The organism is Oceanobacillus jeddahensis (assembly GCF_000750635.1).
Lineage (GTDB): Bacteria > Bacillota > Bacilli > Bacillales > Amphibacillaceae > Oceanobacillus > Oceanobacillus jeddahense.
Genome location: NZ_CCDM010000010.1, coordinates 1 through 17098, shown reverse-complemented (window position 1 = coordinate 17098; position 17098 = coordinate 1). Strand labels below are relative to the sequence as shown.

At 36.4% G+C, this 17098-nt stretch carries 39 protein-coding genes; 5 read left to right on the top strand and 34 right to left on the bottom strand.

Annotated features, from left to right (window positions below; genetic code table 11):
- Positions 1 to 10: 10 nt before the first annotated feature.
- From BN986_RS25220 to BN986_RS25075, 34 genes are all read right to left on the bottom strand, one after another.
- Positions 11 to 607, bottom strand: coding sequence for a dUTP diphosphatase (locus tag BN986_RS25220; RefSeq protein WP_040985503.1), 597 nt, complete (start codon positions 605 to 607; stop codon positions 11 to 13).
- Positions 604 to 843 carry a hypothetical protein gene (locus tag BN986_RS25215; RefSeq protein WP_040985501.1) on the bottom strand — a complete coding sequence of 80 codons (240 nt, stop codon included), beginning with the start codon at positions 841 to 843 and terminating at the stop codon, positions 604 to 606. The genes BN986_RS25220 and BN986_RS25215 overlap by 4 nt, the downstream gene beginning before the upstream one ends.
- A complete protein-coding gene (locus BN986_RS25210; RefSeq protein ID WP_040985499.1) occupies positions 809 to 1144 on the bottom strand; it encodes a hypothetical protein in 336 nt (111 codons plus the stop codon). Before BN986_RS25210 ends, BN986_RS25215 begins: the two co-directional genes overlap by 35 nt.
- Complete coding sequence (locus BN986_RS25205) at positions 1137 to 1367, bottom strand: hypothetical protein (protein ID WP_040985497.1); 231 nt, start codon at positions 1365 to 1367, stop codon at positions 1137 to 1139. Before BN986_RS25205 ends, BN986_RS25210 begins: the two co-directional genes overlap by 8 nt.
- A complete protein-coding gene (locus BN986_RS25200) occupies positions 1367 to 1606 on the bottom strand; it encodes a hypothetical protein (protein ID WP_040985495.1) in 240 nt (79 codons plus the stop codon). The genes BN986_RS25205 and BN986_RS25200 overlap by 1 nt, the downstream gene beginning before the upstream one ends.
- A 13-nt stretch (positions 1607 to 1619) precedes the next feature.
- Positions 1620 to 1763: a hypothetical protein gene (locus BN986_RS27260; protein WP_157037108.1), complete on the bottom strand. Its 144-nt coding sequence runs from the start codon at positions 1761 to 1763 to the stop codon at positions 1620 to 1622.
- Positions 1750 to 2271, bottom strand: a complete 522-nt coding sequence (locus BN986_RS25985) for an HNH endonuclease (protein ID WP_052401161.1) — start codon at positions 2269 to 2271, stop codon at positions 1750 to 1752. The genes BN986_RS27260 and BN986_RS25985 overlap by 14 nt, the downstream gene beginning before the upstream one ends.
- A complete protein-coding gene (locus BN986_RS25190) occupies positions 2264 to 2587 on the bottom strand; it encodes a hypothetical protein (protein WP_040985493.1) in 324 nt (107 codons plus the stop codon). The genes BN986_RS25985 and BN986_RS25190 overlap by 8 nt, the downstream gene beginning before the upstream one ends.
- Positions 2587 to 2763, bottom strand: a complete 177-nt coding sequence (locus tag BN986_RS27255) for a hypothetical protein (protein ID WP_157037107.1) — start codon at positions 2761 to 2763, stop codon at positions 2587 to 2589. Before BN986_RS27255 ends, BN986_RS25190 begins: the two co-directional genes overlap by 1 nt.
- Positions 2760 to 2996 carry a hypothetical protein gene (locus tag BN986_RS25185; RefSeq protein ID WP_040985491.1) on the bottom strand — a complete coding sequence of 79 codons (237 nt, stop codon included), beginning with the start codon at positions 2994 to 2996 and terminating at the stop codon, positions 2760 to 2762. The genes BN986_RS27255 and BN986_RS25185 overlap by 4 nt, the downstream gene beginning before the upstream one ends.
- A gap of 102 nt (positions 2997 to 3098) precedes the next feature.
- Positions 3099 to 3368, bottom strand: a complete 270-nt coding sequence (locus BN986_RS25180) for a hypothetical protein (protein ID WP_040985489.1) — start codon at positions 3366 to 3368, stop codon at positions 3099 to 3101.
- 12 nt (positions 3369 to 3380) lie between these two features.
- A complete protein-coding gene (locus tag BN986_RS25175; protein WP_040985487.1) occupies positions 3381 to 3653 on the bottom strand; it encodes a hypothetical protein in 273 nt (90 codons plus the stop codon).
- Positions 3653 to 3811 carry a hypothetical protein gene (locus BN986_RS27560; RefSeq protein WP_187378624.1) on the bottom strand — a complete coding sequence of 53 codons (159 nt, stop codon included), beginning with the start codon at positions 3809 to 3811 and terminating at the stop codon, positions 3653 to 3655. The genes BN986_RS25175 and BN986_RS27560 overlap by 1 nt, the downstream gene beginning before the upstream one ends.
- Positions 3808 to 3999 (bottom strand): flagellar FlbD family protein, encoded by a 192-nt coding sequence (locus BN986_RS25170; RefSeq protein ID WP_040985485.1) that lies wholly within the window; start codon positions 3997 to 3999, stop codon positions 3808 to 3810. The genes BN986_RS27560 and BN986_RS25170 overlap by 4 nt, the downstream gene beginning before the upstream one ends.
- Before the next feature lie 11 nt (positions 4000 to 4010).
- Positions 4011 to 4784, bottom strand: coding sequence for an ATP-binding protein (locus BN986_RS25165; RefSeq protein WP_148417208.1), 774 nt, complete (start codon positions 4782 to 4784; stop codon positions 4011 to 4013).
- Positions 4781 to 5758, bottom strand: a complete 978-nt coding sequence (locus tag BN986_RS25160) for an ATP-binding protein (RefSeq protein WP_244445102.1) — start codon at positions 5756 to 5758, stop codon at positions 4781 to 4783. Before BN986_RS25160 ends, BN986_RS25165 begins: the two co-directional genes overlap by 4 nt.
- Entirely contained in the window at positions 5652 to 6509 is an 858-nt protein-coding gene (locus BN986_RS27825; protein ID WP_244445103.1) for a replication protein, read from the bottom strand. The genes BN986_RS25160 and BN986_RS27825 overlap by 107 nt, the downstream gene beginning before the upstream one ends.
- A gap of 50 nt (positions 6510 to 6559) precedes the next feature.
- On the bottom strand, positions 6560 to 7117 hold the full coding sequence (locus BN986_RS25150) for a DUF559 domain-containing protein (protein WP_040985481.1): 558 nt from the start codon (positions 7115 to 7117) through the stop codon (positions 6560 to 6562).
- Positions 7118 to 7145: 28 nt separating this feature from the next.
- Positions 7146 to 7757: a hypothetical protein gene (locus BN986_RS25145; RefSeq protein WP_040985479.1), complete on the bottom strand. Its 612-nt coding sequence runs from the start codon at positions 7755 to 7757 to the stop codon at positions 7146 to 7148.
- A gap of 10 nt (positions 7758 to 7767) precedes the next feature.
- On the bottom strand, positions 7768 to 7929 hold the full coding sequence (locus BN986_RS27555; protein ID WP_187378623.1) for a hypothetical protein: 162 nt from the start codon (positions 7927 to 7929) through the stop codon (positions 7768 to 7770).
- A complete protein-coding gene (locus tag BN986_RS25140) occupies positions 7919 to 8248 on the bottom strand; it encodes an HNH endonuclease (RefSeq protein ID WP_040985477.1) in 330 nt (109 codons plus the stop codon). The genes BN986_RS27555 and BN986_RS25140 overlap by 11 nt, the downstream gene beginning before the upstream one ends.
- 22 nt (positions 8249 to 8270) lie before the next feature.
- Positions 8271 to 8897 (bottom strand): ERF family protein, encoded by a 627-nt coding sequence (locus tag BN986_RS25135; protein ID WP_040985475.1) that lies wholly within the window; start codon positions 8895 to 8897, stop codon positions 8271 to 8273.
- Positions 8894 to 9448, bottom strand: coding sequence for a host-nuclease inhibitor Gam family protein (locus tag BN986_RS25130; RefSeq protein ID WP_040985473.1), 555 nt, complete (start codon positions 9446 to 9448; stop codon positions 8894 to 8896). Before BN986_RS25130 ends, BN986_RS25135 begins: the two co-directional genes overlap by 4 nt.
- The gene (locus BN986_RS25125; protein WP_040985471.1) at positions 9429 to 9665 is read right to left on the bottom strand and encodes a hypothetical protein; all 237 of its coding nucleotides are present in this window, start codon (positions 9663 to 9665) and stop codon (positions 9429 to 9431) included. Before BN986_RS25125 ends, BN986_RS25130 begins: the two co-directional genes overlap by 20 nt.
- 3 nt (positions 9666 to 9668) lie before the next feature.
- A complete protein-coding gene (locus BN986_RS25120; protein WP_040985469.1) occupies positions 9669 to 9935 on the bottom strand; it encodes a hypothetical protein in 267 nt (88 codons plus the stop codon).
- 84 nt (positions 9936 to 10019) lie between these two features.
- The gene (locus BN986_RS25115; protein WP_052401159.1) at positions 10020 to 10232 is read right to left on the bottom strand and encodes a hypothetical protein; all 213 of its coding nucleotides are present in this window, start codon (positions 10230 to 10232) and stop codon (positions 10020 to 10022) included.
- Between the two features lie 17 nt (positions 10233 to 10249).
- Positions 10250 to 10429, bottom strand: a complete 180-nt coding sequence (locus BN986_RS25110; protein WP_040985465.1) for a hypothetical protein — start codon at positions 10427 to 10429, stop codon at positions 10250 to 10252.
- 94 nt (positions 10430 to 10523) lie between these two features.
- On the bottom strand, positions 10524 to 10766 hold the full coding sequence (locus BN986_RS25105; protein ID WP_040985463.1) for a hypothetical protein: 243 nt from the start codon (positions 10764 to 10766) through the stop codon (positions 10524 to 10526).
- Positions 10763 to 10951, bottom strand: a complete 189-nt coding sequence (locus BN986_RS25100) for a hypothetical protein (protein ID WP_040985461.1) — start codon at positions 10949 to 10951, stop codon at positions 10763 to 10765. Before BN986_RS25100 ends, BN986_RS25105 begins: the two co-directional genes overlap by 4 nt.
- Before the next feature lie 12 nt (positions 10952 to 10963).
- Positions 10964 to 11248 carry a helix-turn-helix domain-containing protein gene (locus BN986_RS25095; protein ID WP_040985459.1) on the bottom strand — a complete coding sequence of 95 codons (285 nt, stop codon included), beginning with the start codon at positions 11246 to 11248 and terminating at the stop codon, positions 10964 to 10966.
- Between the two features lie 4 nt (positions 11249 to 11252).
- Positions 11253 to 11825 (bottom strand): hypothetical protein, encoded by a 573-nt coding sequence (locus BN986_RS25090; protein WP_040985457.1) that lies wholly within the window; start codon positions 11823 to 11825, stop codon positions 11253 to 11255.
- 181 nt (positions 11826 to 12006) lie between these two features.
- Complete coding sequence (locus BN986_RS27550) at positions 12007 to 12792, bottom strand: Rha family transcriptional regulator (protein WP_052401158.1); 786 nt, start codon at positions 12790 to 12792, stop codon at positions 12007 to 12009.
- Complete coding sequence (locus tag BN986_RS25080; protein ID WP_040985455.1) at positions 12789 to 13052, bottom strand: hypothetical protein; 264 nt, start codon at positions 13050 to 13052, stop codon at positions 12789 to 12791. The genes BN986_RS27550 and BN986_RS25080 overlap by 4 nt, the downstream gene beginning before the upstream one ends.
- Before the next feature lie 11 nt (positions 13053 to 13063).
- Entirely contained in the window at positions 13064 to 13321 is a 258-nt protein-coding gene (locus BN986_RS25075; protein ID WP_052401157.1) for a helix-turn-helix domain-containing protein, read from the bottom strand.
- Positions 13322 to 13489: 168 nt separating this feature from the next.
- On the opposite strand from BN986_RS25075, the gene BN986_RS25070 reads away from it, so the two are divergent.
- The 5 genes from BN986_RS25070 to BN986_RS25055 all read left to right on the top strand — a co-directional run bounded on the left by BN986_RS25070 (position 13490) and on the right by BN986_RS25055 (position 16964).
- Positions 13490 to 13960, top strand: a complete 471-nt coding sequence (locus BN986_RS25070; protein WP_040985453.1) for a helix-turn-helix domain-containing protein — start codon at positions 13490 to 13492, stop codon at positions 13958 to 13960.
- Between the two features lie 19 nt (positions 13961 to 13979).
- Positions 13980 to 14411 (top strand): ImmA/IrrE family metallo-endopeptidase, encoded by a 432-nt coding sequence (locus BN986_RS25065; protein ID WP_040985451.1) that lies wholly within the window; start codon positions 13980 to 13982, stop codon positions 14409 to 14411.
- 115 nt (positions 14412 to 14526) lie between these two features.
- Positions 14527 to 15603 carry a hypothetical protein gene (locus BN986_RS25060; protein ID WP_040985450.1) on the top strand — a complete coding sequence of 359 codons (1077 nt, stop codon included), beginning with the start codon at positions 14527 to 14529 and terminating at the stop codon, positions 15601 to 15603.
- 156 nt (positions 15604 to 15759) lie between these two features.
- Positions 15760 to 15930 (top strand): hypothetical protein, encoded by a 171-nt coding sequence (locus tag BN986_RS27250; RefSeq protein WP_157037106.1) that lies wholly within the window; start codon positions 15760 to 15762, stop codon positions 15928 to 15930.
- The gene (locus BN986_RS25055; protein ID WP_040985448.1) at positions 15930 to 16964 is read left to right on the top strand and encodes a tyrosine-type recombinase/integrase; all 1035 of its coding nucleotides are present in this window, start codon (positions 15930 to 15932) and stop codon (positions 16962 to 16964) included. Before BN986_RS27250 ends, BN986_RS25055 begins: the two co-directional genes overlap by 1 nt.
- The last annotated feature ends 134 nt before the right edge of the window (positions 16965 to 17098 follow it).

Sequence of the window (17098 nt, the reverse complement as noted above, 5' to 3'; positions counted from 1 at the left end):
CTATACCTCCTCAATAGCCATTTTGTTGCCGCTCATGATTGATTTTATTTTTATCAAGATAGGCTTGTTCTATCTGTTTATCTGTAAAACCTAGCTTTTCGCCCAGAATAAAGAACTCTGTGGTAACATCATAGTAATGTTCAAGCTCTCCCATTTGATGAAAATAGCTAATGTTTGCAAAAACAATATTAAATTGTTCAGTAATTGATGTGCTTCTAACGTTTCTGTCTTCTAAAATCCAATTCATAGTTTCGTTTATATGCTTTGTTGAGTTTTCTGGATTAACGTTATAATCTAACCCAATACTCAAAATAAAGTGAAGGCAATCAACGTATTCTTCTAGGAGTGGATATGATTCATAGCCCCATTCCGGTAACCACTCTTGAGTTAATCCATCTTCTGAAACATCCCAATTATGCACCGGTGGTTTCGGCTCCTGATTCTCACTCCAAAACTTAAACCCACGCCATTCATTGGCTAATTCTCCTAATTCAACCTGTAGAGCAAGAATCTTTTCATCTAGTAAGTTCCGACCTTCCAGACCTTTTTTCTCAACGATATGTTTATCTAATTTCGCTTGTATTTCAAATAATTTTTGTATATTCATCGTTTAACCTCCTGCATCCATTCTTCTAAATAATCCAGTCTGCTCTGCGTAAAATCCCTCGATTCGCAAGCTGTATCTAAATTTATCCTTAATTTCGCCCTACTCTTTAAAGTGGTTTTGTCCATATCTACATTTGCTAGTTTTTGAGAATGTTTAGCTACGGCTTGTTGCTTTCGCTCTAATTCTTTTTCTAGCTGATTTTTAGCAATGTTTAGTATCGATCGTTTTTGATTCATTGACTGACCTCCTCAATTGACTTAATCTCCTGGTAACAGCCTTTCCTGTCCGATCTATCGTCTCGCCTATTTCAACGTGTGTCATTCCTCTCCCAACACATATCAGCAGAATTTCATCTTCTTCACTTGTCCATGGTCTTTTATAATTAAATGGGCGTTCTAACCAAATATCTCTTACTGACTGTACATAAATGCTGTCTGCACAAGATGGGCAGCATGCCTTTTTAACTTGTTTAGATGTGATAAAATCCACATCGCAATCTCTACACCAGTAAAATGTATAAGGCTTCTTTTTAGGCATCCTGTTCCCACCTTCCGACATTCACAGAAATAATCGGATCACCGAATTTTGCTTTTTCCATACGCTTTATATAACTTTCAGTTGCATACCATTGCACTGTTTCCGGTTTAACATTAAGCTTTATTGCACACTCCTCTGCTTTTCCCGTGAATTGGAATTCATCACCGATATATATGGCATACTCTGTTATTTTCTTAGATTTAGAACCGTGCGTTCTTGCCATCAGAACCAACTCGCCTGCGGTTGTTCAACAACCTTGCTTCTCAATCTCTCATCCCGTTCAGCCGCCGTCTCTTTAACCATCACATCAGGATGCAATCTATCCCAATCCCAGACAAATGTTTGACCGTTAACTTTAACTAATCCACCCTCACCAATCGATTCAACGATAGCTTCAATCCCGTTTGAATCGATGATTGTCATTCCCACCTCTAACTGACCGTATTCTTTTAGTGGTATCATTTTGAACCCCTCCTTAGTTAACCGGCTGCGGCACTGAATTATCTCCAGTCACAGCCTCGTATTCAGCAACTACATCCTCATCTGTCATCATTGCTACCATGTGTACCGGATAATTTGCGTTTAACAGCCATTCTCTTAGCTTTTTATAGATTTCCATTAGGATTCTCCTTCAATGCTTTATTTTTATACTCATCAGCAATTACCGTTGCTTCCTCAAGCGTTTTTATTCCATACTTCGAATATTCTTTCCCTTTGACTCTAATGCGCACTTCGTAATACCCATACCTATCGTTCCAACGCACATTTTTTACTCCGGTTTTATTAGTTTTATAAATTCTTGAATTTAAAGCGTTCACACTACGGTCAACTAACCTTAAATTTTTAGTTCTATTATCTAAACCGTTGTGATTTATATGATCGACTATTTTTGAATTCGGGGCGTCGGTTATGAACCTGTGTAAATATATTGTCTTCTGTTTCCCTTTGTTATAAAGATAGCCTGTAACATATTTCAATCCGTTCCCATAATCAATCGCAAACCATTTATTTTTAAACCTTTTAATTTTTTCTAGGTGTTCAGTATTTATAACTGTTGTTAAAGTTTCTCCGTGCGCTTCTAGATAAATTACAGTCACATCACCAAATACAGAATACTTATTACGCATTCCCATCGCCACCAAGTGCTTGACGTGCTTTTAAAATTACTCTAATAAGTTTGTTCTGTGTGACTAGATCAGAATCACCTTCAAGATATATTTCCTTCGCTATTTCCTCCAAAGCCTGTTTGTAACGCTGGTTATCTTTTTCGAATTGGTGATATCCGGATTCAAAGAATTTTCCTGCTTGTTTCAATTCTTTATTTTCTTCTCGTAACTCATCCACACGATTTATCAACCAGTGTTTATCCTCGTCAGGTTCTTTTTTCAAGATTATTACTTTCATAGACTCGTAAAACTTTATCTCTTCCAACCGTTTATCCATCAGTCTCCCTCCTTAATACAAACCATTTCTCCCTCTTCCAAAGCACCTTCTTCAATCAATCTATTGATCAATTCTTGGGTAGATATGGTAGAACTTAACCCAGCAAAATTTCCGTTTTCAGTTTCTTCTAATACAGTTACAATTATTGATTTTTTATCTCCTTCAATTGTTATCATTTTCCCTCAGACTCCAATCTCTCCAACCGATTACTCAATTGCCAATAAGCATCGGTGATATTTTCTAAATCAATTTCTAGGCCGATATTTTCTAACAGCAATTCAGCATTTTCCTGCTGCAACTGTTCATTTTCGGCGTGTACTTCTTTGACTTGATAAACCATGAAAATCATTGCTATAACAGCACCAACCAATAAAATGGCCAACCCAGCATCTAATATCTTTTGTTTCACACTATCCCTCCAATCAAAATAAGCCATCTCTGAGACGTTTTAACATCTTTGTATATATTTAGTCTCAAATCTATTAATCTCTTCACCAGCGCTTCATATTCGTTAAATGCGCTTAGGAATAAAGGCAAGTGGTCTTTCAATTTTTTCTTTGTCTGCTAAATGAATTAATGCTAACAAAATTTCAATTTCTCTCCGTTCTTCTCTTTCGGCTATCTGTTCAATGGTTTGCCAATTATTCCAAGCTAGAGCTATTCTCTTTAACTGACCCGGAAGATAAACAAGTTCCAAGTCCTCAAAAATAAATTCATTATCTCCGTTCAATGGAATAAGTGGCACATGCTTACCGGCCGTTTTAAACTTAACTACTCCCATTAGTTGCACCTCCTAAAATTCACTAGTTGCAAATATATCTGGAGTATCACAATATTTATTGATTAAGTTCTGAATTGTATCTTTTTCTGGAGTTTTGCCGTCATGATAATAGGTCATCATTTCATCCGAATCCATTTCTCTTGCATATTCATTAAGATCATTAAACCAATGAGCAATCTCGTCTCCTGTTATATTTTCATATAAATCAATTGCCTGTCCTTGGGTTTCGGCAGCAACCCATGTAATAACATCGTCATTTTCACCGAATACAAACATTTTCAGCATCACGCATACCTCCTAAGATATTCTTGCGTCTCCTTAACTCCTGGCACTGCCTTATCCCCAACAGCACTATGATTGTCACGCATCCAGTCCATGAATTTCGTTACTGTCTGCTCTTCACTGTCATTTGGGTCAAATATCATTACTGATTTCATGTTCATAAGAATTTCCCATTCCTTGCAATCATTTCTTTGATTTCTTGGTATGAATCCGCAACATGATATATTTTTCCACTCGCCATTGTTACAAAAGTTATTTTGCCGCCATCTTGAATTTCTTCAATGTGGCTTACATTCAGTGTTCTGACTTCCTGTATGTCATCATTATTAATTAACAATTCAATAAACATGCTCATTCCTCCTAAAAGTCTTTTCTTCTGTAATCTCTGCCGTCCATCTTGATAACATCCGTATTCTCCATCATCCGGGAGAAGTTACGCTCATTAATCTGCGCTCTCAGTTCCTTGCTGTTTAAATTAGTCGTGTATATCGTCGATTTACCAGAACGATCATCCAACACCTCAAACAGCTTTGTATTCGCCCATTCGGTATGATGTTCGGCGCTGATATCATCCAGTACTAATAAGTCCACTCGTTTAATCATCTGCAGCAATTCATCTTCCGTGACTCCATTACCGCTGAAGGTTTCTTTGATTTTGGTAAGTAACTTAGGCAATGAGAGGAATAAGCACTCTTTCCCTTGCTCCATCATTTTTTTAGTAACTGCAACGGATATATGGCTCTTTCCGGTCCCGTAGCTGCCAGTAAGCAATAGGTTCTTTTTACCGTCATATTCAGCTATATAATCAATTACTTGTTGTTTGGCTTGCTTCAAGGCCTCATTGGTAGGTTCATAGTTCTCAATGGTTGCTGTCTGCAGATTGTCATTAATCAGCGAATAGTAATCGAAAACCTGCATCATTTTAGCTTTACGCAGTTGTTTGCTTCGCTCTTTGGCTTGATTAAGTTTTATATTCTCACACTTGCAACCGTAGTTAGCTATGATGTTTTGCCCCTTTTGCGGACCACGCATAATCTCTAATTTAGTCGGCTTTTCTTTTACGTTGGTTTCCTGCATCCTTTCAGTTTTGACAGCCAATTGCTTCATAACTTTCTTTTTCAGTCGCTTTTTCATAGTTGAACTCCCCCTCGCATTCTATAATCTTCACCTTCGACCGCATATAATCTATCTCCGCACATCCCTAGCAATCTACTAGATGCTGCATAACCAATCTTTTCGGATAATGTGCCTTTATCCTCGTTGGAACTGAAAATGATAGGTCGCTTATGCAAATACCGTTCATTGATAATCTGGTAGTACAGACCTTCTTTAGATTCGGAATACTTCGCTTTTCCTAAGTCATCCCAGACTAGAACGTCCACGTTTATTGCGTTATGCAGAAGGTTTTTAAACGTTCCGCCACCATCACCCGCCATTTTTGCACTGGTTAGGTCATCCATAAACGTGATATCCGATACACACAGCACCTGGCAGCCTCTATCGAACTTCGATTTAGTATCTAAGAAATCAGCATTTGATTTCACATTCATTTCAATATCATCACGTACTCTGATGCGATTAAGAATCCATTTTGCAGCTGCCATTTGAAGGTGTGTCTTCCCTAACCCAAAATTGTTATGGTCCGCTTTTGCTTGATATTTCGCTTCACCTTGTAATGATCTGATTCGAGTTTCACCAAATGCAGCAATGAAACCTAAGCTGTTTTGCTCTGATTCACCTTTGATAATCTCCGGGAAGTCCTTTAGATATTCTTTTATTGCATTAAACAGAGTTTCTTGAGCATCTGAATTAGTCTCATAGTTATCGAACCGGGCATTTTTAAATTCATCCGGTATCAATGAGTTTTTAAAAGCTTTTTTTAAGGCTCTTTTCTGCACGCAATGGCAAGGTCTTCCTAAATCCTTCAGAACAACTTTCCCATTAGGTTGTTTCTGCTCTTTCTTTTCAATAATTAATCCAGTATCGTTACAAGCCGTGCATTTAGTGTCTTCCGAATGCTCTGTTTGCGAGTTCGAGTTCTCGCTTTGCTTGCTCATAGCTTTCGCCCGTGCCATTACTTCCTGTATTGCTGTTCCAAGGTGCTGCATTATAATTGGCTCCTCTCTTTGCAAAGTTGTTTAACGGTTCCGCGTCATCAATAAATCTCCTCACATCTTTATCTCGCATGAGATCCGCAAAAGTATATTTGTGCGAGAAAAAATGGACATCACTTTTAAGAACTGTGGCGTAGTTATCAATGGCTTGTACCAGCTGTTCATAGGTGTAATCTTTTAATCTAGCATTTACTGCGGTTTTCATTGGTCCAGTAATTTTTTTATGTTGAATAATATTTTTTGAAAGATAGTGCTCGAAAAGAGCACGGGTAGAATCTTGTTCTTTATTCTCTTTCTCTTTCTTAGTTCTCTTTCTTAGTTCTCTTTCTTCCCCTAGGTCTATGGATACCGTATCGATACCGTATCCGTACTCTATACATTTTTCTTTGAAAACCTTGATATAATCAGGATTCTTAACGTTTGCTAACTCTTTTTTTATAAGAGAAATAACCTTCGGCGAATTTATCCAATTGAACTTTATCCAATTCAAAATCATGATTTCTTTGGTGGGTTCGTGATAGATTATTTTTCCGTAATCGGCGAATCTTTGAAGTAACTTATCGACAGTTTCACGGTTGTAACCAGTTTCTGTTTCGATAATTCTCTTAGGCAACTCGTATATGCCGCACTGCGTTGTTTTACTATTTGTCATTAAGTACAAATAGAAATATTTCTCTTCCGGTGTTAAATCTAAAACGAAACCATCTTGCCAAAATTCGATATGAATTTGTCTGTATTTAGCCATCTCCATCACCACAATTGTTATTAATAATCAATCCGAACCCTCCTCAGTTGTTAATCTAATCGGTACATTTTGCTAATATAGTTTTCCATTATTTCTATCGCTTCACGAGCGCATTTGTAAGGATTTTTATGAATTTCAGAACCTGTAAATCTGATAACGATTATTCCGTTCTTCATCAAATCCCTGTCTTTTTGTTTATCTTTAGCAGCCTGTTCTTTAGTTTTTTCGTGAAATTCATGTCCGTCACATTCGATTGCAAAAGAGTATTCAATCGCTCCTCTCTCTTTCATTTGTGCAAAATGAAAGAAAAAGTCCACTCTATATTTCTTTTCTGATTGCGTGTCTTCGTTCAGGATAATTTCTCTTTGAGGTTCCCAATCAAAAACGTTATATCCTGCATCGAGAAAAGACCTATTAATAATTCTGTTAAATTCGAGCGCGATCATCTTTTCAATTGGCGATTCACATTCTTCTATATTTTGAATGGTCGCTGTAAGGAAATCCTCGATATGAAGCGCCAATCTCTCCTCCACGTTTTCCTCGACTTCTCCAACTCTTTCTTTGACTAAGTCCACAAACGCAGCGAATTGTTCCTTAATTTTCTCCAAATAACCACTCCTTGCATCCTTGTTAAAATTACTTATCTAATCTATCTTCTGGCTTCACAACCAATCGCAATTCATCAGCAGGCACACATGCTATACTGCCGTTTTTAAGCAATATGACAGGGTAACGATTCATCGCACATATATCCTCTTCGCTCATGTCTATAAATCCATAATCGCCAGCATCGGTTATCACCAAGTCATCATGTTTATATTCATCTTCTTTTCTTCCAACCCGGTCCCAAAACTGAATTTTCTTTGCTCCTGCTGCTTCTTCTTGGGATGCAAGCCTAACTTGTCCAATAGGCATGCATCTATCTTCATCGAAATAAACCAAATCATCATCAATCTCATTAACCTGACGGGTAACATATCTAGGATATGAATATGGTCCGTTATCGTAAGTTGCCCAATCTCCAACTTTTAATTGAGGTATAACCTCGTAGCTGTTTGGTGCGTATAAAACTTTCGCCAACTTCACAACATCTAACTTATTTAGTGCATACAGTTCGTTATGAAAATTAACATGACTTGCTATGCACTCCCTAAATAACCGATCTGGATTGTCTTTAAAGTCTTCACTTTCGGATAAAGCAAATTCAATTGCATCAGCCTGTTCTTGAGTCAGTTGTATCTTTTCCATCCAATCACTCCTATCTTGGTATCTCACATATAGCAAATCTGCCTTTAACCTCTAAAATGGTGTAGCCGGGATATCTGGCCATGTATTGATCTATTAACTGGTTTCGTTCGTTAGTGTCCTGCGCCTGCTCGAAAATCCAAGCAGGCAGCAGTACGTTTGATTTATTGTGCATAATAAGCTTCCAACTCTAATTTCTTTTCCGCGCGCCACTCTCTGCCTGCTGCTGTATAATCAGCGAAATTATGACATGTTCCAGTGTTTACAGATGGTCCACATAACAAAACTAGATTGCTAGGATCACTCCCAGATCCGCCATGCGACGCTTGCTTTAAATGTGATATTTCAAAGGCGTATGCTCTTGTTCTACCGCATCGCTCACATTTACCTTCTGACCTTCTCAAAACCTCGTCACGTGCTTTATTTGTAATCCTTGTGATGTCTTTATGCTTAGGTACTCGTCTTCTGTGTTTCGGCTTCGGAACTGCCGGCATCTAATTCTCCTTTCAAGGGAGGCTAAGCTCCCTTCGCGCTTTCTAGTCGCTTGCAGATTTCGTCATATTCTTGCTTGGTTAATTGTGATAATTCCTGTTTACCATATTGATCTTTAACTACTTGTTTTATCTGATCTGCTTTAATACCTGATTGACTCCCGATTGCATACATACGCTTTATTTGTTTATCAGAAAGGTTTCCACTAGTTTGATTGCTGCTTTGATTACCTGTCTGTTGCTGATTGTTTTGATTCTGATATTCATCAGTGTCAGCGTCTTTCGTATCATCGATAAGGTATAACCCATTAAGTGCATACTTTCTTGCGTACGAAGATGCTGTGCCTGTTATTTGAGAATGATCCATACCTTTTTTGTTTTCTGATTCTCTGGCATAAGCTGTAACGATGTGTGCATCTTTTCCATCTGTGATAGTTGCAGTAGCTTTAATGTAGTGCCATTCGCCAACCAATAAGGGTTCATCTGTCAATGTGAGTAGTAACCCTTTTTCAGCATTAAATGGCTTCACAGCTTCCAAAATGTCCTCTGCTGACCTGTAATTGTAGTTTCCGAATTTATTAAATTGACCTTTCGGAGCTTTCAATTCTTTTTGAACATGAATTAGTTTTTGGACAAGGTTTTCATCGCTCATTCCTTATCCACCTCCACCTTAAATTCATCTTCAAGGTGCTCTACGGTGATGCCGTCCACTACTTCTCCTGTCTCCGGATCAATTAGCTTATCCTCATTAATAACAAACGCTTTTTTAATTTCTGCTTTCTTAGGTTCTTTGGTAACTTTTAATAAGTCTTCGCGTTCTGATTCTTCAAGATATTTAACTACTGTTTCATCTTTATAGTTAAATGCAGGTTGTTTCTTAACGAACTTAATCCGGCCGTTTGGTAGTTTCTGAGACTTAAATTTGGGGTCTTTCTCTCTTTTTTTGACTGCGTAATGCGCAAGCATTCCTTGGAAATAATCAATGTCTCTCTGCGCTTTTTCTCTTTCTGATTGATACCAAGCCTCAATCTTGTCTTGTTCCTCCGTTGCTAAAGCGTTAGCTTCGATTTGTTTCTGCTGCGCTTGCTTTATTTTCCTTAACGCCCAATTGGCTTTTTCATCTGTATCTACAACAAAAGATTCACGTTCTGTTTGCTCTTGTTCCTCTAAATACTGGTTTAAGCTAGACTGTAGTTCGTTCATAAATATCCTCTCCTAACTCTTTCATTATTCGGTCGAAATCCGTTCTGATATCATGGGTATGAGCTAACTCTAATTCCTGTAAATCATCGATCGTTCCGCCCTTCCAGGCGATTTTAGGGACAGTTAATATAAAAGCTTCATCCATTGATTTACCTTTATCTTGATAGGTTTTGTATATCTGGACAAAGGGATTTATTTCGGATGTGTTGTAATCCATTGTTTAGCCCTCCTGAAATCCGACACCTAATTGTCCTTTAATGTCAGAATTGTATTTTGATAATATTTTTATAACTTCTGCTCTGGTATCATAAGAATCGCAGACAAACATAGTCATCGGTTCATCGAACACATGAAATTTACCATTTTCTATTTCTTGAGCGTCATTTTGTCTCATGCTTTCCAACGTTTCTCTTTCTGCATCCGAAAGTATAAATTTATGTTTTTCCTCGACCGCTGCAATCGTTAAATTACCTAATCTAAAGCCCATTTGCTTTTACCTCCTAAATGCCGTATAATAGGCACATAAATATATTTGTTAAGAATTTTTAAAGCGCCTCTGCCAAGGCGTTTTTTATTTTGCCGTCTCATAAGTTGCTCCATGTTGTTCTAATATTTCTCTAGCATCAATTGACAGTTCTTCAACAAGATAAAATTCGCCATCGAATTCCAAGATTTCATCCCCTGAATGAACATCGTTTCCAAGTCCGTCAGTTACAAACATTTGCCTACGTTCACTATATGGATAGCCTGTACGCATTGTTCTTTCAATTGCTGGATGATCCATGATTAACCCTCCTTTATTCAGTCGAGAACATCTTTTATATGAGTTTCCTTTCTGCGGTACATATATAGTTCCAAGATGTTTATAGCATCCACATAAACGGCTATTTCTTGCCGTAAGTCTTGTTGCGGGATAATCCCTTGCTTCAATTCCAAAGTTGAATACATATCTGATTTAAGTGCTTCTATTGATTGTTTCACTGGCTAACCTCCTAAATATTAATCATTGCGTAATAAAGAAATACTAATGCTCCTACAAAAGCTGAATAATGAAATATCTTGTACTTTTTCTCGCTCATATCCTGGACCTCACGAAATCTTCATGGTCATTGTCGATTTGAACGACTATAAATTTGATTTGTTCCAACTCTTTGATGTATGATTCAATCTTGTTGATTTCTCTTAGTGATCTAGTTGCGTTCTCTGCATACGCGATTGCTTTTTTGTTATCTCCGGCTTTTAATGCAACGCCTTCAAGTTCTCTGTTATACAGATAGCAATCCTTTTCTTTTTGAAATCTTTCGAAAATGTTTATCATGCTGTCTCCACCTTTCCGATATACTCCTCTAACTGTTTGCGAGAGATATGGTAGGTGTATTTTCCGCCCGACATTTGTATTGCGATACCGAAAGGTAATAAACCCCTTTGCAACCCAATGCGCACAAATTGTGGTGATTTTCCTAAGATTTCAGCTGTTTCAACGACTGATACGTTACGTTCCATCTTGATAACCTCCTAAAATAGATTTATAAATAACATTGATGCAAATCCTAATATTCCTGAAGTGTGTACAAGTGTTTCTGCGACGACTTGGCTACCGGCAACGAAAGCAATTAACATGTCTTGATTACCTGTTTTATCAGCCCACACCATAGCTCTTTTTAGCGTTACTGAGACAGCACCGCTTTCAAGTCTTGATATAAGGGATTTATCGCAATTCATGAGCTTAGCCATTTTGGTTTGGGTAAACCCTGCTATTGCCCGCATTCTCCGCAGCAACTCCCCCTCCGATACCTGCATAAGATCACCTCCTTAAATAGTCGAATCTTTCTTTAAAGGGGATATATTTACTTCTTTTTGAATTCAAAGATATTCTAATGGTTTGAGTATTATCCGGGATAAAACTAGATGGAATCACCCAAATGTAATTTTTCCTATTAGATAGCCCAACGAACAAAATAAAGTCACAGGTTAATCTAAAGAGTTTTCTAGTCCTTCCGTTAGATAATTTAATCCTTTTACCACTGATTTTTGCTCTTGTATGCGGACCTTCTGAGAGAGTGAATGTAAAAGAGTTATCATCATACATTTTTGAACTTTTAACTTCTAATCGATATCCATTTGCAGATATATCGAAGTCATTCAATTTGTCTTTCTCATTCATATCGATAGCTTTAATTCCTCGCGAACCCAATTCATTAATCGCTGCCAACTCTCCTTCTCTACCTGTTGTTGTATTTGAATTGATATCAAATTTTTTCCTAGTATGAGTTACATGAGTTCTGTCAATTGCGAAGAAGTTAGAAATCTCTTTGTCAGTCTTATTTAAAGTCGTATACAAGTAAGTTAGGAGTTCTTTGTTCAAAAATGTTTGCATTATATCCTCCCTTTCGTTGCATAATCTGCAACATCGTTGCCTGCTCTACAAAGTGCCTTTTAATAGTTTTGTATATTGCTATAATGGATTTACCAACCCCCTCAGTTGGTGAAAACTCAGTTGATTTCTAGTTTGTTTGTTCACGCCTTTTTGGACGTGTGGATTGAAATTAGTTTGCTTGTTAAATTATTTTTCTCTGTTTTGAAACTGAAAATTCAGAGATCAGTTTGTTCGAAAGTTTGATTTGACCTTTACCTGTAATTAACGTGGTAACACTCTCGACATCACCCTCAGTGCGAGAAACCATTGTTACAGTAGTGGTAAACAATCCTTGTTCGATAAACTGCTGTTTCGGCTGGTTGCGTTCTCTGCCGGATTTAATTAAATACCCGTTGTCACGCAGCCACTGGAACATTTTATTTCGACCTAACTTGATGCCGTACTCGTCATACATTAATTTGGAGAAAGCGCCGATGTTGATTGCTGCACTTGAATTCGATACTGCTTTACCAAAGTTTGTATAAGGTAGTTCTTCCTGGCGTTGTTGTTCGATTTGCTTTTTCTCTTTTTGTGAGTTGAAGAAAGCGATCGCTCTATCTTCTTCACTCATGGATAGATAACCAGTGACTAAATCATTCGGTTGTTGAAGCTTTTGTTCCATTTCTTCAAATCGAGTGACATATTCAGCTGTGAAGAGTACACCTTTTTCACCAGTCATTTTATTAGCTACCATATCGCAACCTTTTCGGGTGAGAAGGAAACATTTGTAATTTTGACCTGTTCCTGATTGATAAGTGCTGTTCATAAAGAAATCAGCAGAATCCAAATTTGGATTTTGGTCTAAAATCTGTTTGTATCCTTGAATATCTCTCATTAAATGAGCGTGAGTTTTATCAGTCATTTTTGCTACTTCACGACTTTCAGTTACAAGTTGTCCATTATGAGAAATTACTTTTAGTTGATTCATTTAGGCACCTCCTTATACTTTTGTAAAAAGTTATTTAAATGCTTGATTGCAGTTTTCTTCATATTTTCTATTTGCTTTTCTGACTTGCCTTCATCTTCTAACTGATTGATAAGATAGTCGTCGCAATCAAAACTGATCATATCGATTTCTGATTTAGCTTGAAATAATACATCTTCGTGAGTGTTCACTTGATCAAGATCCATGGAAATCATGCGGTATTTTTCATTTAATTTATGAGCTGCATTAAGAGCACGTTTCATTCTAGTTCCTCCTATACGATTTGTTTATCATTACCTTTTGGTAATGAAATATCATAAGAAAATACTTCATCAAATGATAAGCTGTTAAAGTTCGATAAAACGCCTGTAACAAATTTTCCCCCTGGATGTCTTTTGCCGTTCAGTATTCGGTTAACAGTGCTATGCGATACACCGATTATTTCAGCAAATTCTTTTTCTGATAAATTGTTATCATCCAAGTGCTGGCGGAGAAAATCTGTTTTTACTTTAATCACGTTAGATTGGGTCATGTTGTCGCCTCCTTTACCTTTTGGTAATTACCTTATGGTAATAATATAGCACCTATTTTACCTTTTGGCAACACTTTTTTTATAATTTCTTTGAAAATTATTCCCTTTTGGCAATAACTCTTTTAGAATTGGAGGTAATATAATTTGTTATTACTAGGAGATAAAGTTATGACTACCAATTTTGGTGAATTTTTAAAAGACAAAAGAAATTCAAAAGGCTATACAATTAATCAACTTTCTCTTTATACCGGGATTAGCGCGGCACAATTATCTAGGATTGAAAATGGAAAAAGGAAGGCTCCTAAAGTTGAAAATCTACGAAAATTATCGGATGCTTTAGATGTCCCATTCGGTATATTCATGGACGCTGCTGGGTATTCGCAAGACGACAAAATTAACGAATACAAACAAGCTTACGAACGTTTAACAGATAAAGACGAGCTAGATATTGCTAAACGTATGGAGAAAATTAGAAAAGATTTAGAAGAAGGAACTGGGGAAGATGGATTAAATTTTATGGGCGAACCGATGAGTGAAGATGCAAAAGAATCTTTATTAGAGGCTTTAGAATACGCTGAAAGACAAGCTACCAGAATAAACAAAAAATACGCCCCGAATAAACACAAAAAGAAACAGTAACTTACCAGGGGGTCTATAAATGTGGATTAAGGACACTGTAGAGGGCATAACAAAAAAATATAAAACTAACGATCCGTTCGAGATAATTGCTGCAAAAGACATAATTCTTGTTGAAAGGGATATGGATGAAGAAATTTATGGTTTTTATAAGTATATAAGAAGGAATAAGTTTATTTTTCTCAATTCTAAATTGAATGAGCCTATTAAAAAGTTTACCTGTGCACATGAATTAGCACACGTTGAATTACATCCTGATACTAATACACCTTTCTTACGAAGTAATACACTTCTTTCTGTTGATAAGATTGAACAGGAAGCTAATCGATTTGCTGTAGAATTACTATTGTCAGACGAATCTATTTGTCAGTATGAGGATACAAATTTAACCATTAAAGAAATCGGCGGCATTTATGGAGTGCCAGATGAGGTGATACACCTCAAAAAATTTTAATTTTAAATTAGGTATATTTCTTTAATAAAGAACAAAAGTTCTTGAGTATATATAGACATAATAACAGTTGTGCTGTTTTAATATAGATATTAATTAATTGAGGGGTCGATTTTTTTTGAAGAAATGGTTATTTTTTTTAATTGGGATGATGTTATTTTTGGTGGCTTGTAATGATAATGCCTCTGGTAACGAAAATACAGAACTTGAATCATCGAATGACACCGAAGAGGTATCCGCCGGAGAAATTGAAGAAGAAAGTGATTTGGATAATGATTTACTTGAATTTATAAGTGATTTTAATAGTATAGCTTCTAGTGTAAGCGCTCTTGAAAAGATTGAGGTAAGTGATGTTGGTGATTTAGAAGAACAACAGAGAGGGTATTCCCGAATAATTTATTCATCGGCTAGGTATACGATAACAGCAGTGTATGATGATAGCAATGGACCAACCGGGTATGCCGTGACATCACATAATGTACATGGAGAGAACAGATATTCAGCGACATATACAGTTGCTGAAGTATTAGGTCTTGATCGCGAGGCTTTAGAAAATGAAATACAAATAGGAACCGAAAGTTCATCGCATTCTTATAGAGAAAATGCTTACGACATCTCAGTCATGCACAACATTGAAGAAATGGATGAAGAAGCAACTGTCATAGTTGGTTTTATGTATACAGGAACCGAAGCAGAGGATACAGAAGTGAAAGATGATGGGGGGGAACAATCTGAAAATGAAGAAATTGAAATTTATAGCGATGAAGTGAAGGAATTCGTTGAGAGTTTCAATCAACTTGCTTCTTTGGAAGATGATATTGATTTGATTGAAGAAATCCAACCAGCTGAAGAATCTGAAAATGGTTACTCACAAACATTATACAGTTCTGATGAATATATCATTATAGCTAATTATCAAGAAGATGGAGAAATAAATTCTTATATAGTTGTCATTCCTGATGATCAGCCTTACCGAGAACTAAAAGGTAATGGTTTATATGCAATGTTTCATGTTGCTACTGCTTTGGATCTTGACTTGGAAGAATTAGGCGACGAATTTGAAAAAGCTTTACCTAATCATGCAGGTATGTATTTTGCCGATGATTATACAATATCATTTCACACAGATGAACAGTTGCCTGAAATGGGCATAACTATCATGTTCATGAATGCGACTTTGTCAGATGATGAATAAATTGTATCTATTAGAACAACTATTGTAGAAGAATACAATCAAAAGAAAAAGCAGTTACTAGATTTATAAAAATTAAATAATCAACTGAGGGCGTATTTAGGTACGTCTTCTATTATACTTTCAAATAGAACATACATTCTTAAAAGGGGGGTCATTATGAAAATCACATCTTTAGAAGAGAAAAGAAAACAGAAAGATATGGAAGATGTAGCTGTGCTTCCTGTTTATGATTCGATCTATTTTAATGATGAAGGGGAATTAGTTGGGGAAATTGTTGCTTATAAGGAAGTTCCTAAATATTTTTTAGAAGATGAAGGTGATTTGTAATGAGAAATCCTAATGGATACGGTGGAGTTGTAAATTTAGGGAAAAACAGGCGCAAACCTTATGCTGCAAGAATAACTACCGGATATCATCAGAACGGGACTCAGAAATATGCTTATTTGGGTTATTACAAAACTAGTCCTGAAGCATATAAGGCATTAGCTGATTATAATGAGACTCCATATGACATAGATATGCAAAAGGTTACGTTCGAACAATTATACTATATGTTTTACAAGGATAAATTCGGTAAAACGGCTGAAAATGAATCTAAAGCTAATAAATATTGTTATCAACAAGGATTTAACCATTCAGAACCTATTCATAACGAAAAGTTTATCAATCTAAAAAAGCCTAAGTTGCAGTCTACGATAGATAATTGTAAAAAAGGCGATAGTACTAAAGCTAATATGCTGAAATTGTATAATCAAATGTTTAAGTTCGCTATGGAAAATGATATAGTCAACAAAAACTATGCTCAATTTGTCAAAATACGTAAAGAAGGAAACCAGAAAAATAGGGTGCCATTCTCAGATGAAGAAATATCCACACTATGGAAGAATGTTGACGATCATGATTACGTGGATACAATCCTCATTTTAATTTATACCGGGCTGCGCATCAGTGAATTGTTAAATGTTAAAAACGAGAACGTGCATTTAGACAAACGTTATTTTATTGGTGGCAGCAAAACGGAATCAGGAAAAGACAGACTAATACCTATACACAAAAAAATACTTCCACTAATAGAAGACAGGTTTGATCAGAGTAAGAAATATTTAATTATGGAAAACTCCAAAAAGGTATCGTATCAAACTTATAGACATAGATGGGATGGATTGATGGAGGTTTTAAATATGGAACATCTGCCACACGATACAAGACACACATTTGCCAGTTTGATGGATGAATTAGATGTGAACAGAACATCAGTCAAAAGGATTCTCGGACATGCTACTGGCGATATCACTGAAAAGACATATACCCACAAAAACATCAAACAACTAATTGATACGATTGATAAATTAGTTATTTAGCTTGTATATTAAACGTATATTTAGTGTATATTACGACGCTTGTTTTTGATATTTTTCAGTTACTTCTGGTTGCTTAGCCTTTTAAGATCAACGGTTTGACGAGGTGGTTAAATTCTAAAAATTTATACCACCTG